This is a genomic window from Pseudoalteromonas rubra, from assembly GCF_005887115.1.
Classification (GTDB): Bacteria; Pseudomonadota; Gammaproteobacteria; order Enterobacterales; family Alteromonadaceae; genus Pseudoalteromonas; species Pseudoalteromonas rubra_F.
The window spans coordinates 121,850-135,769 of the sequence record NZ_PNCJ01000007.1 but is presented as its reverse complement, the minus strand read 5'-3'; the positions used below and the strand labels follow the sequence as shown (position 1 = coordinate 135,769).

General features: G+C 46.1%; 11 protein-coding genes. 9 read left to right on the top strand and 2 right to left on the bottom strand.

The window, feature by feature from the left end:
- The first annotated feature begins 36 nt into the window (after window positions 1-36).
- Window positions 37-1,638 carry a putative bifunctional diguanylate cyclase/phosphodiesterase gene (locus CWB98_RS04510; protein WP_138543775.1) on the top strand — a complete coding sequence of 534 codons (1,602 nt, stop codon included), beginning with the start codon at window positions 37-39 and terminating at the stop codon, window positions 1,636-1,638.
- Between the two features lie 193 nt (window positions 1,639-1,831).
- Window positions 1,832-2,419, top strand: a complete 588-nt coding sequence (locus CWB98_RS04505; RefSeq protein WP_138543774.1) for an MlaC/ttg2D family ABC transporter substrate-binding protein — start codon at window positions 1,832-1,834, stop codon at window positions 2,417-2,419.
- Window positions 2,420-2,467: 48 nt separating this feature from the next.
- Here CWB98_RS04505 and CWB98_RS04500 read toward each other — a convergent pair whose 3' ends face one another.
- Window positions 2,468-3,274, bottom strand: a complete 807-nt coding sequence (locus CWB98_RS04500; RefSeq protein ID WP_138543773.1) for a DUF2989 domain-containing protein — start codon at window positions 3,272-3,274, stop codon at window positions 2,468-2,470.
- Between the two features lie 333 nt (window positions 3,275-3,607).
- Between CWB98_RS04500 and CWB98_RS04495 the strand changes: the two genes are divergently transcribed.
- The 6 genes from CWB98_RS04495 (at window position 3,608) to CWB98_RS04470 (ending at window position 11,676) form a co-directional block, all read left to right on the top strand.
- Window positions 3,608-5,053: a glyceraldehyde-3-phosphate dehydrogenase gene (locus tag CWB98_RS04495; RefSeq protein ID WP_138543772.1), complete on the top strand. Its 1,446-nt coding sequence runs from the start codon at window positions 3,608-3,610 to the stop codon at window positions 5,051-5,053.
- Window positions 5,054-5,265: 212 nt separating this feature from the next.
- The gene (locus tag CWB98_RS04490; protein ID WP_138543860.1) at window positions 5,266-6,393 is read left to right on the top strand and encodes a M14 family metallopeptidase; all 1,128 of its coding nucleotides are present in this window, start codon (window positions 5,266-5,268) and stop codon (window positions 6,391-6,393) included.
- Window positions 6,394-6,458: 65 nt separating this feature from the next.
- Window positions 6,459-8,189 carry an alanine/glycine:cation symporter family protein gene (locus tag CWB98_RS04485; protein WP_138543771.1) on the top strand — a complete coding sequence of 577 codons (1,731 nt, stop codon included), beginning with the start codon at window positions 6,459-6,461 and terminating at the stop codon, window positions 8,187-8,189.
- Between the two features lie 202 nt (window positions 8,190-8,391).
- The gene (locus CWB98_RS04480; RefSeq protein ID WP_138543770.1) at window positions 8,392-8,718 is read left to right on the top strand and encodes a hypothetical protein; all 327 of its coding nucleotides are present in this window, start codon (window positions 8,392-8,394) and stop codon (window positions 8,716-8,718) included.
- Between the two features lie 2 nt (window positions 8,719-8,720).
- Window positions 8,721-9,002: a YeaC family protein gene (locus CWB98_RS04475; RefSeq protein WP_054013889.1), complete on the top strand. Its 282-nt coding sequence runs from the start codon at window positions 8,721-8,723 to the stop codon at window positions 9,000-9,002.
- Window positions 8,992-11,676 (top strand): DUF349 domain-containing protein, encoded by a 2,685-nt coding sequence (locus CWB98_RS04470; RefSeq protein WP_138543769.1) that lies wholly within the window; start codon window positions 8,992-8,994, stop codon window positions 11,674-11,676. The genes CWB98_RS04475 and CWB98_RS04470 overlap by 11 nt, the downstream gene beginning before the upstream one ends.
- 108 nt (window positions 11,677-11,784) lie before the next feature.
- Here the strand turns inward: CWB98_RS04470 and CWB98_RS04465 are convergent, their stop codons facing one another.
- Window positions 11,785-12,681 carry a TIGR01777 family oxidoreductase gene (locus CWB98_RS04465; protein ID WP_138543768.1) on the bottom strand — a complete coding sequence of 299 codons (897 nt, stop codon included), beginning with the start codon at window positions 12,679-12,681 and terminating at the stop codon, window positions 11,785-11,787.
- 202 nt (window positions 12,682-12,883) lie between these two features.
- On the opposite strand from CWB98_RS04465, the gene CWB98_RS04460 reads away from it, so the two are divergent.
- Window positions 12,884-13,918, top strand: a complete 1,035-nt coding sequence (locus CWB98_RS04460) for an AI-2E family transporter (protein ID WP_138543767.1) — start codon at window positions 12,884-12,886, stop codon at window positions 13,916-13,918.
- The last annotated feature ends 2 nt before the right edge of the window (window positions 13,919-13,920 follow it).

Genomic DNA, 13,920 nt, shown 5'->3' with positions numbered 1-13,920 from the left:
ACTCAGTACATTTGAGTCAGTGCGAATGTGGTAGATGTGGAAAACCTGAGCTTAGGCCTTATTTTGACTGGGTTCCTGCTATTGGTGGCGGCGTTATTCCCTGCAACACATATCTGTCGGATTGCGCAAAACAGAGGCTGGCAAGTTTTACTTGCCCTTGTGTTATTTTTTATCTGTGGATATTTGGCCTTTGCACATCAGGTATATCGCACAGAGAATAATTCCCCTCTGGTATTGGGTTTGTCCGTGATCCTGATGCTTGGCGCTGTCTTTGTAATTGTCGTGGTTCGGCTTAGTCGTGCCAGTTTACTTCAGCTTCAGGATATTGCTGAAAGTGAGCGCTACCAGGCTCGCCATGACTCTCTTACACAACTCGAAAACCGTCAGGAATGCACTAAATATATTGAGCAATGTATTGCAAAAGGGACGGCATTCAGTGTGTTACTTATGGATCTAAACAATTTTAAGCAAGTCAATGATGCGCTCGGGCATTTCTTTGGCGACAAACTGCTCATTGCATTTGCAGTCAAAATGCAGTCTCTGGTCACGCGAGGGTGCAAGGTCTACAGGATGGGTGGGGATGAGTTTGTGATCGTTACGCACTCAGCAAGCGAGACTGAGTTGTTTGCGCTCAATAATACACTGCTAAAAACTTTTAATGATGGCCTGATAGTTGATGATATGCAGATCGATGTGTTTTACAGCGCTGGCGCACGTATCTTTTGTGCAGAAGACAAACCTTCGGTTACTCAACTGCTGAAGCACGCCGACATCGCAATGTATGCTGCCAAAAGCAGCCGTCAAAGTCTGGTGATATTCGACCAAACCTTACATGATGGGGTAGAAGCCGAATTTGAAATGTTCAATGCATTAAAAACAGCACTTAACAATAATCAGTTGGAGGTGTTCTATCAACCGCTGGTGTGTGGTCATAGTAACGAAGTGCATGGACTTGAGGCTTTGCTTCGCTGGCGAGGTGTCGATGGCGCATTTATCAGTCCGCTGACCTTCATTCCCATAGCCGAGAAAAATAATTATATAAAACAGATCAGCGCATTTGTGATTGAGCGAGTATTTAGCGAGTTGAATCATTTTCTGACCATAGAGCCGAATGTGACCCTGCACATCAACTTATCCTGTCAGGACTTTCATGGTCGTTATCTGGTTAATCAGCTTGTTGAGCTGCAATCAAAATACAATGTCAAACCCAGTTGTATTGTATTCGAGCTAACCGAGAGCATGGTGATGGTCGATGTCGATCAGGCCAGGTATATGATAGGCATGTTGATTGATATGGGGTTCTCAGTCAGTATCGATGACTTTGGCACTGGATTCTCGTCTTTTTCCATGCTCAGAGAGCTGCCGATCTCTCAAATTAAAGTGGACCGCTCATTTGTTACTGGTTGTCTGGATAGCGACAAAGACCAGGCAATTGTTGAGACAACTATTTATTTGGCTAACCGGTTGGGGTGCTCTGTGGTGGCTGAAGGGGTTGAAGACAGTAAAACCGCAGCTTACCTCAACAGTAAAGGGTGTCATTACTTGCAGGGGTATTATATGAGTGAAGCGCTTGAACGCGAAAGTGCAAAACAGTGGCTACATTCTCACAGGGTGGTTAAAAAAGTACTAAAACGATAAATGGGCGCCAATTGAGTACTCTCTAAACACAGAGCCAACCTGACCAGATACTGAATTTGAACGATTTCCATACACTTTTTCACACACTCAACATGACTTTAGCGTTACAGTTAAATACACACATTATCTGACTCTATGCTCTGCGTTGGAGTTGGACCAGGAAGTCAAACTCTAAAAGTATCGAGGAACGAACGTGAACAAGTTAATTGTCGGAACTTTCTTACTGCTGTTTTCATCCCTGACATGGGCCTCTCAAGCACCTTTAGCGCTGATCAATGAGGTGGGTGAAACCCTGTTTTCAGATATTAAACAAATCAATCAGGATGGTCAGGCAAGTCCCCATGAGATTCGCAAGTTGGTTAAGGCACACCTGATGTCACACATTGATATTCGGTTTGTGTCTTATAAGTTACTGGGTAAACACATTAAAGGCCTTAAAAAACCAGAGGCCGTTGCGTTTATTTCGGCGGTTGAGCATTATCTTGAAGTAAGCTACGCAAACGCGCTAATGCAATACAAAGGTCAGCAGGTACAGTTTGAATCTATGCCAATGGATGAACAAAGCAAGTATGCAACCGTGAAAGCGATAATAAAGCAACCTGCGGGCCCAGATATTGATATTCATTTTAAGTTCCGCAAGAGTAAAAACGGACAGTGGCGAGTGTATGACCTGGTTGCTGAGGGTATTTCTTTACTGAGTGCGAAACAAAAGGAAATCTCGGTGCGTATCTCCCAGGTGGGCCTGGCGAAAGTGACGGCTGAGCTGAATGCGAAAAGCTAGCAGAGTAGCCATTGCTGGCTACTCAGACTGAGATAACCCTGTATGACGTTAGAAATCTCTCGGGGAGAGAAACTCCCCATTACTGATCTCTTCCCAGGTTTTTGCCGCCAGGGTATCCAGTGCACCCAAATCTCTGCCGCCTGCGGAAAGCTTATGTTCCACTGGCAGGATATCAATATCCTCAAAACCAGATAGCTGCGCTACGCGGGCAAAGGTATATGCATGCTTATACTTCTGCTGCTTATAAAAAATACTCACCAGACTGGCAAATACTTCGGGATCCGGAGTTTCTCCCGCTTTGTTTAGCTCAAGCACTCGGTACAGAATATCAATGGTTTTATCGTCGTCTATTTTCGCGTAAAAAGTGGCAAGAAACAGCTGTATTTCCGGGTCGCTTTTTACATTGTCCTGATCTTGCATATTCAACAGCTTGTTCAGCGCAAGTCGGTTATTCCGTCTGGACCAGTGGTAATAAAGCAGTCCGGGGTGCTCGGTGTTGATTGTGTCCTGATAGATTCGAGTCATTTCTTTGAGGCTGGTAAGGTGACCTTCAACGCGTGACGTGGTTTTTTCTTTTAGTTTGATATGCTCAATTTGCGCGGCCAGTGAAACACACTCGTTATATTGTTCAAAATTTTTCAGTAAAGTGTATCGGTTGTCATCCGTGGGCGCTTTGTATTCGTGATATCGAGCAAATATCACCTCCGCGCGCTCCTCTTTACAATGGCTATCTTTATTGAGATCTTCACAAAATCCGGGGGTCTCTGTGCAGATTTTATTCAGCGTGATTGTGTCATCGCAGCCACTGAGCAACGCTGTAGTAATACACAGGCCTGATATTAGCCACCACCTCATTGTTATACGTACTCCAAGTCTTTGTTGTTGCGCGTGTATAGTACCAATTTCGACAATTCTGGCCACCCTTTATTTACCTCAAGTGTAGCAAGGGATTAGGGGCAAAGCGCGGCTAAGTGGTTTTTCTTATATTTTTATGCTTCTGTGGCGGGTCAATCTATGTATGCTTAACTGTGGAGTTAATTTTACAGTAACAATTATCAGTAAGAGGTGGAGAATTGCAGCCATTTCAATTAAAATGTCGCTGCCTTGGGGCCTGTTGACTCTCAAATTATGCAATACATCAGGCTCGGTTAGGCTATCCGTTCAAAAATTGTTTATTAGGCAGAAAAAATGACCTTATCTCACGAGCAAGAATATCAAAACAGCTGGCAAGAACGTCAAGACTACGCAGAAAGCATGCAACCGATCATTGGTCGTTTGTATCGTAATCTGGGTGTTGAAATTGCGGTTTATGGCCGTCCCCTTGTAAACACCAGCACTATCGATGTTATTAAAGCCCATAAAACAGTCGCACGTTTCGAAGAAACTAAACTGCGTTTGCGCGAGAGCTTCCCTTTCCTGGAAGCCATCAGCAAGATGGAACTGGCACCTGGCCGTGTTGACTTAGGTAAACTGGCATATGCTTACATTTATAAAAATGCAGGTGAAGGTCGTTCAATCGAAGAATACCTGAACGCTGAGCTTGCTGATCTGCTTAATACAGGCAACCGTCCGGCCCCTCGCGACGTTGTTCTGTATGGTTTTGGCCGTATCGGTCGTTTGCTGGCTCGTTTGTTGATCGAACGTGGCGGTTCTCACGCTGACCTTCGCCTGCGTGCAATTGTGGTACGTGGTGGTCGCGATGGCGACCTTGAAAAACGCGCAAGCTTGCTTCGCCGTGACTCAATTCATGGTCCATTCAACGGTTCAATCACTGTTGACCATGAAAAAGGCGCTATTAAAGCAAACGGTAACTACATTCAGGTTATCTATGCGAACTCTCCTGAAGAAGTGGATTACACTCAGTACGGTATTGAGAATGCACTGGTTGTCGATAACACGGGTGTATGGAAAGATGAAGACGGCCTTGGTAAACACCTGCAATCAAAAGGTGCATCTAAAGTGCTTCTTACTGCGCCTGCAAAAGGTGATATCAAGAACGTGGTTTACGGTGTTAACAATGTTGATATCCTGTCTGAAGACAAAATTGTGTCTGCAGCAAGCTGTACGACTAACGCCATCACGCCTGTACTTAAGGCACTGAACGACAAGTTTGGTATCAAAAATGGTCACGTTGAGACAGTTCACTCTTACACCAACGACCAAAACCTGATCGATAACTACCACAAAGCCGAACGTCGTGGTCGTAGTGCAGCACTGAACATGGTTATCACTTCAACAGGTGCTGCTAAAGCAGTAGCAAAAGCACTGCCTGAGCTAGCTGGTAAACTGACTGGTAACGCAATCCGTGTTCCTACGCCAAACGTATCAATGGCTATTTTGAACCTGAACCTGAATGCTGAAACAACGGCTGAGGAATTAAACGAGTTCCTGCGCGAAACATCTTTGCATTCTGAGCTTCGCGACCAAATCGATTACACAGCGTCGACTGAAATTGTATCAACTGACCTGGTTGGCAGCCGCTATGCCGGTGTGGTTGATTCACAAGCGACCATTGTTGACGGCGACCGTGTAGTACTTTATGTATGGTACGATAACGAGTTTGGCTACAGCTGTCAGGTTGTACGCGTAATGCGTGATATGGCTGAGGTGGAATTCCCGAGCCTGCCGCGTTAATTCACGCTTTGTCCAAAAAAGCCAGCGATTGCTGGCTTTTTTTGTTTTTGTCTCGCACCAGGTGTGTTAGGCTTGCAGCTGATTTATTGCTACAAATCACTAACAAAAATCATCAAGGTTAAAACAAAATACCTTGACTGTGTGACGTGCCGTCAGGCGCTTTACTCACAACATCTGGCGCAACGAGATGGTTTTTCTATTTAGGGTATATGATGAAGATCACCAGTAATTTTGACAGCGGAAATATCAAAGTAATTTCTGCTGAGGCTCCACTAGATATTCAGCTGGAGATTAACCACGATAACGATTCCGAGTTTTTCCAATGGTTCCACTTCCGTCTTGAATCAACGCCATTTGTAGAACACAAGCTACACATCAACAATCTGCAAAACTCAGCGTATCCTGGGGGGTGGGATGATTATCAGGCAGTAGCCTCTTATGACAGACAAACCTGGTTCCGGGTGCCGAGTTCCTATCAGGATGGTCAGTTGGTGATCGACTTTGAACCTGAATGTCATCACACTTATTTCGCTTACTTTGCTCCATATAGTTATGAGCGTCATTTGGATCTGGTGTACTGGGCACAAAGCCATGATGCGTGTCGCGTCGAAACACTGGGTGAAACTTTGGATGGCCGTGATATCAGCCTGCTGTGCGTCGGTGAACCGGGTGATGAGAAGAAAAAAATCTGGATCACCGCACGTCAACACCCTGGCGAGACGATGGCAGAGTGGTTTGTAGAAGGCCTGCTGCATAAGCTGCTGGATGACGAAGATCCGCACGCTGCAGCTCTGTTGTCAAAAGCGGTGTTTTATATCGTACCAAACATGAACCCTGATGGTAGTGTTCGAGGTCATTTGCGTACCAATGCCAAAGGGGTAAACCTTAATCGTGAGTGGCAAACACCCTCACTTGAAAACTCACCTGAGGTTTATCATGTATTGAATAAAATGCATGAAACGGGTCTGGACTTGTATTTGGATATTCACGGTGATGAAGCGTTGCCATACAACTTTGTTGCAGGTAGCGAAGGGATCCCAAGTTATGATGCCCGTCTTGCTTCATTAGAAGCACAATTTAAGCAGGCCTTGTTGGCTATTACGCCAGAGTTTCAGGACGAGTTCGGCTATCCAAAAGACGAGCCGGGTCAGGCTAATCTGACAGTCGCATCTTGTGCTGTGGGCGAGGCCTTTAAAGCCCTGGCATATACCATTGAGATGCCATTCAAGGACAATGCAAATTTACCTGATCCATATTATGGCTGGTCTGATCGCCGCTCATACCAGTTCGGTCAGGATACGTTAGCAGCCATCGTTAACGTGGTCGATAATCTGAGATAACATCATCACAGGCAACCTTACAGGTTGCCTGTTGCATATAATAACAACGAAGAAGAGGAAGAGTCGTGGACGCGTTAGGAAGTTTTCTGGATAGTCTGGATGCCTTGTTGGGGGGCTCCTGGTGGTTCCCCTATGTACTACTTGGAGTGGGTTTGTTTTTTACCCTGTATTTAAAGTTCCCACAGATCCGATATTTCAAGCATGCCTGCAAAATTGTCACCGGGAAATACGATAAGAAAAGCCATGAGGGTGACACAACACACTTCCAGGCCCTGTCAACTGCTCTGTCAGGCACAGTCGGTACTGGTAACATCGGTGGTGTTGCACTGGCGATTTCAATTGGTGGCCCGGCAGCTTTATTCTGGATGTGGATGACCGCATTTTTTGGTATGACCACCAAGTTTGTTGAGGTTACCTTATCTCACAAGTACCGTACTAAAGCAGAAGACGGCACAATGGCCGGTGGTCCCATGTACTACATGGACCGTCGTCTTAACATGAAGTGGTTAGCGGTATTATTTGCCATCGCAACCGTGATCAGCTCATTCGGTACGGGTAGTTTGCCGCAGATCAACAACATCGCGCAGGGTATGGAAGCCACTTTCAATATTGAACCTATGGTCACCGGTGCGGTGCTTTCTATCTTACTTGCTCTGGTTATTCTTGGTGGTATTAAGCGTATTGCAGCTATCACCTCGCGGGTTGTGCCACTGATGGCCGCTGTATACATTATTGGTGCCCTGGCCGTTATTCTGTATAACGCTGAAAATATTATTCCTTCTTTTGCCGCTGTGTTCACCAATGCATTTAGTGGCTCGGCTGCAGTCGGCGGCTTCCTGGGGGCCTCCTTTGCTTATGCCTTTAACCGCGGTGTAAACCGGGGTTTATTCTCAAATGAAGCGGGTCAGGGTTCTGCACCCATTGCACACGCGTCAGCTAAAGCGGACGAGCCAGTATCTGAAGGTATGGTGTCTATTCTGGAGCCCTTTATTGATACCATAGTGATCTGTACGTTGACCGGTTTGGTTATCTTGTCCTCCGGTGTATGGACTGAAAAGTTCGAAACCACCTTTGAGCGTTCGTCGATGACCATAGTGCAAGGCAACTATGTTGAATCGAATGACAGTGATCGTGAAGAGCTATATAAATACCTTAATGGTATTGATGGTCATAGTGTTGAGGCCTACAGTGGTAACATCCGCGTTGTTGAGGGCGTAGCGGTCAATAAAGACTTCACGGTGATCCACGCGCGCTCTATCGGTGAAGATATCCGTTTTGGTATTACGGCAAAACACCGCTATACCGGCACTGTTGAAGTCGATAAGGGCATGCTGGTCGACACCAGTATTAGCATTAAAGGTAAGTCGCTGGTGCACTCTGCTGAGCTGACAACCAAGGCATTTACCCGAGGCTTCTTTGGGGAAAATGGCCAGTATATAGTTTCGATTGGTCTGCTGTTATTTGCATTTTCTACGGCAATTGCCTGGTCATACTATGGTGACCGAGCCATGACCTATTTGCTGGGCTCACGTTCGGTAATGCCTTATCGTGTATTCTACGTGGCGGGTTTCTTCTGGGCATCTTTTGCAGACACAACCTTAATCTGGAAGCTGGCAGCGGTAGGTATTGTTGTGATGACGCTACCAAACCTGTTCGGGATCATGTTGCTGCGTAAGGAAATGAAAGACTCTGTTGACGAGTATTGGGACAAGTTTGATAAAGAGCAAAGTCAGTCTGAAGGAAATACTGAGGTACAAAAAGACAATTCAATGCATTTCCAAAAAGACAAACCTTAATAAACCAAGTAGAATAGGGCGCCACATGGCGCCTTATTTTTTGGTCTTACTCTTTATGAAGCAGTCGTACCACAGAGGCTTATTATTGCTTGATTTGACAGCTACTTTTGGCTTAGTCCGCGCAATTCTAAGTACACGGGTATCAGCACTCTAAAGGTGGCCGGCGTGTAGATGCTAGTTTTTCGTTAGGAGTCACTCGAGTATGGCAATTGCCCAATGCCCCAGTTGTAACAAGCCCATTTCTTCTATGCACAAAACCTGCCCACATTGTCATTTTGATCTTGCGAATATGGATGAGGAATCTCTGCACAGAGAAACGGTTCGCAGACGAATTAAGAAACAGCAAACCATTATGAATTATTCATTTCTTGCGCTGATCTTGTTTCTCGGTGGGTTCTTATATCTATACTGGCAGCAGCCTGTAGAAGGGACATGGGAAATGTTGGCAGCCAAGGGCGCAATTGGTGTTGGCCTGGTTTGGTATCTGGTAAACCGAGTGATTTTAGTTGTACTGAAAAAGAAAAAGTGAACATGAATATAGACAGTTTAGTTAAAAATATAACGCCGGAACTTTATGAGCGCTTGCAGTATGGCGCCGCTACCGGACGCTGGCCGGATGGTACCGAGCTCAGTGATGCGCAAAAAGAACAAACCGTTCAGCTGGTCATGTTATATCAGGCAAAGGTAGCCAAAAGCACAGAGCAGTTCACCATCAATGAGCAAGGTGAGATGGTTCAGAAATCCAAGCGTGAGTTGCAACAAGAATTTAAAGCAGAAAATGAAATAGCCAGGTTTAGCGAAAATGATCTTTAAAAACCTTTTTACCCCTAAATGGAAGCACCCGAAAACACAGGTGCGATTAGCCGCTGTGGACAAACTGGACACAAGTAAAGACGCCGAGGTGTTACAAACACTCGCGTTGGAAGACGATTCAAGTCAGCTCAGGAAAAAGGTCCTGGATAAAATGAATGACCTGAGTTTGTGGTGGAAGGTGTATAAGCAGGACCAGGAATTAAAAGAGCTGGCAGAGCAGCACATTTCTCAAGCTGTGTTGTCTGGTTCAAAATCCCTGAGTCAGGAGATCCGCAACGAGTATATTGACCGTTATGCTCCGGCAAAAACACTGGAAAAAGTCGTCTTTAGTGATGTTGCCAATGAGCAAAAAGCAAAACTCCTCAAGCGTCTTGCCAATGCAAAGTTGATTGAAAAAGCATTTAAAGAGGGTGGTGAACCATTACAAGTTCAGTTACTCCCGCTGATCGCTCAGTACCAGCTGGAAAAGGCTGTACTTAAAGCTGCATCTGGCGAGGCGCTGACCTCACTTGAACAAACTCTGGAACAGCAACGACTGAGCCAGATTATGCCAGAACAAGTGACTCAGGAGGCTAAGCTGGTTTTGGCCAAACTCAACGCACTACGTGACAAACAGGATTATCAGGTGGTTGCCAATCAGGCCGATGCATTGACAGCACAATGGCAGGCGCTTGAAATCCAGTGGCTTAGCGAAGAAGTGCAGCAGGCCAATCAGGCAAAGTTTGAATCTATCTCAGTAAAGCTAAACAAACATCGTGAGACCTTACAGTATGCGTTTGAGCAGGCTCAGCTGCAAGCTGAACAGGCCCAGGCGAAAGCGACAGCAATAAATGCATTTGAAGCTGGATATGAAGCGCTTGAACATGCCCTTTCTGATGCAGTTGCAGCCCTTGACTTAACCGCTCAGAGTACATTGCAAACACAGCTGAACCAGCTTAAAAGTGATATCGAAGCGTCCGACTACCATGCGGAGCCTGCACTGAAGGCACTGCTTGATAAGGTTCGGGGGAGTGCCAAGCAGCTGGAGAGCTTACCTGAACTGGTAAGCGCAAAGGAGCAGTTCGATAAGGCCCTGGGTGCACTTAACGAGGTTGCACCAAGCGAAGAAATGGCGCAGTTTGATAGTGTGTTGGCAGCTCAAAAGCAGGCTTATCAGCATGCTCAATCACAGCTTCGTCAGTTACCTGCGGCTTTGAAAAAGCAAGCTTCAGAACAACTTAAGGAAACCAGCACTCGGTTTAACCAGACTATGAAACCTCTGGTTGATATGCAGGAAAAGCACCTCAAAGAAGCACGCAAAAAAGCGCGTGATGTGCAAAGATTGCTTGACCAGGGCCGCTTTAATGTTGCGTTTGGTGTGTTTAATGGCTTTATGGAAAGCTATGAGCAGCTGAGTGAAGGGTTTAAACAGCAACTGGCAAAACAGTTCACAACATTGAGTGAGGCGCTACAGGAACTGAAAGACTGGCAAAAGTATGCGTCACAGCCAAAGCGCACCGAGCTGTTGCAACAGCTTGACGAGCTGCTGACCGAGCAGGAAGTCGATCCTAAAGCCCGCGCAGCACAAGTTAAATTACTACGAGTGCGCTGGAACGAACTGGGGCGCGTTGAAAGCGACGAGGAGAAAGCGCAGGCAGCTCAGTTTGATGAGAAAATTGAGTTGTTATTCGCTCCGTGTCGTGCTTATTTTGCTGAGCAAGATGAACTACGCAAAAAGGTGATTGAACAGCGTGAAGAGCTTGTCGGACAAATGGCTGCGCTCATTCCTTTGACACAACAGCCGGAAGCAGACTGGCGTCAGGTTGAAAGTGTGTTCAATCGGGTCAACAAGCAATGGCGCGGTGCAGGTAGTCTGGATGCGGCAACCTATCAAGCACTGAATAAGCGTTATCGTGATGCTTATACTCAGGTCAACGAGCGATTAAAAGCCCGTCATCAGGCAAATGCACAACTGAAGCAAAAGTTGGTGGCAGAGGCACAAGAACAGCTGGAGCTTGAAGATGTTGGACAGGCCTGCGATACGTTGAAAACCCTGCAAAAGCGCTGGCAAGAAATTGGCTTTGCTGGCACTAAGCAGGAACACACATTGTGGCAGGAATTCAGAAAGTACAACGATGCGGTATTTAGCAAACGTCAGGAGCAGAAAAACGCCGAACGCGAACAGGCTCAGGCGCAGGAAGCACAGCAACGTCAGTTGTTGGCTGAATTGGATAGCCAAATGATTGATGCGAAAACCCAGTCAGAGCTACTGTCGGTCAAAGAAGCTGTGCTCAGCACTGAGGTGCTTGCATCGCTGAGAAAAACCAAGCAGCAGTTGCTAGAGCAGACTGAGGCAAAATTGAATGAGCTTTTCTCAGCGCAGAGCCGTGAAAAATTCAACGAGTTGGTTGAGGCTGTTCGTGCAGGCGAGACCCCGCCTAGCAGTTGGTTGACCGGAAATGATTCTGGACTATCTGCTGAACAGTTATTACTGCGACTTGAAGTGATGACGAATAACGACTCTCCTGCGAGCTTACAACAAGCGAGGATGGCAGAGCAGGTGGCATTACTGGAAGCTAAGTTACAGGGCGGTGCCCAGTCACTGGAATATTACCTGAATTGCTACCTGTCACAGGTCGTGAATGATACTCATAATGTTGAACAGGAAAGACTTATTAATGTCCTGACAGCATAACAAGACTAATACGTAAAAAGCGCCATGGGGCGCTTTTTTATTGTTTGTAGTAAACACGGTTATACCAATTTGCTCCTCGAATCGAATAGGAGGAGAGTGACATGCATATTAGTGTAAAAGTTGCTGTAATGCTTCTTCAAGGTTTGGATAGCGAAAGCGGTAGTTGGCTTTGAGCGCTCGCCGTGGCAGCACGCGTTGGCCATAAATAAGCAGTTCAGACATTTCCCCAAACATGGCTTTAAGCACGAATTCAGGCATTGTAAACATGGCTGGTCGCCTGAGTGTCAGCGCCAGGCGCTCAGCAAATTCTTTGTTTGATACGGGAGCTGGGGCTGTGGCGTTAAATACACCGGACAGTTCCTGGTGTTTGAGCAAGAATAAGAGTAACTGCACCATGTCGTCGATATGGATCCAGGACATCATCTGTTCGCCACTGGCCATCGGACCGCCCATACCAAATTTAAAGGCGGGCAACATTTTCTTCAGGGCACCACCATGTTTGGACAACACAATGCCTGTTCTGACAATACAGACACGCGTATTTTCACTCTCGGCATGCTGAGCCTGTGCTTCCCACTCCTTACACAGCTGATGACTAAACTCCTGATAAGGCTCGTCGAAATCTTCGCCCACTTTGACGGTTGCGCTTTGCCTGCCGTAATAACCTATGGCACTGCCTGATATAAAGGTATGTGGCGGGGTCTGGCAATCTCGGATACGCGCGCTTAGTTCTCGCGTTAATAATACTCGGCTGTCTACTATTCGAGCTTTTTGTTTGTCCGTCCAGCGCTTGTCTGCTATTGGCTCTCCTGCCAGGTTTATCACCACATCCAGCTCATTGAAATTAACCTGATCGAGGTTATCAATGGGTTCAATCTTGCTGTCGAGCTTGCGCCTGGCCCCAGACACATTGCGTGTTAAGACGATTATTTTATGTTTGTTGACCAGGAACTTGCAAAGTTCAGATCCTATCAGCCCGGTGGCACCGGTAATTAATACATTCATGTATAACCCATTTTTAATAATTTAGTCTCTTATACTTAGTGCAGTGTATTGTCGATCAATTTAATCGTTGTGCGTACTTTGATGCTAAATTCCGTTACAATGAAGCTCCCGAGTGCCTGGATATTATCGAGCACATACTTTATATCCGGGTCATATACCGGTATTAATTGCCGGTTTAGCACAGTTAATGTAAGGAAAAGTCGTGTCTTCATTGTCTGGGATCACTAAAAGCTTAGTCGTTATCGCGTCATTGTTCATTGTTTTAGCCGGAATAAAACTGGCCAACGAAATTGTTGTCCCTTTTGTTTTGGCAGCCTTTATTGCCATTATTTGCAATCCACTTTTGAAGTTTTTCGCAAATTACCGGATCCCTAAGGGGCTGGCAATCGTGCTGATTATTATGCTGGTCATGCTGATGGGCATGAGTCTGACAGGCCTGGTTGGCCAGTCGCTCAATGACTTTTCGAGCCAGCTACCGCAATATCGTGAAGCGCTGAGAAGCAAATTTATCTGGTTTGTCGATATGGCGGCTCAATACAATATCTTAGTGGATAAGCAACAGCTGATTGCGCTGTTCGACCCGGGCAAAATGATTGATGTAGCGACCAATATGCTAACTGGCTTTGGTGGCGTCATGGCAAATATTTTCCTGATCCTCCTGACGGTAGTATTTATGCTCTTTGAAGCACCGATGATCAGCACTAAAGTTCACCTGGCGCTAGATGATCCGGACATGAAAATGAAACAGATTGACCGTTTTCTGGATTCTATTAACAGCTATCTGGCAATTAAGACCTTAGTATCACTGGCTACGGGCGTGCTTGCTGCGGGTTTTTTGTGGGTGCTTGATATTGATTACTTTATCTTGTGGGGGGTTTTTGCATTTTTGCTTAATTACATCCCCAATATCGGCTCAATTATCGCCGCTGTCCCTCCAGTATTATTAGCACTTGTTACCCACAGCCCTATGATCAGCGCTATCGTTGCTGCCGGCTATATCAGTATTAACACCATTATGGGCAATATCATCGAGCCTCGTTTTATGGGCAGAGGGCTTGGGCTCAGCACTTTGGTGGTGTTCCTGTCTTTAATTTTCTGGGGATGGCTGCTTGGTACGGTAGGCATGTTACTGTCTGTGCCACTGACTATGGTCGTTAAAATTGCCCTGGAGAACAGTGAGGATGGTCGCTGGCTAGCGACTATGTTAGGTGGTGAAGAGCAACATGATGCCAGATAGCT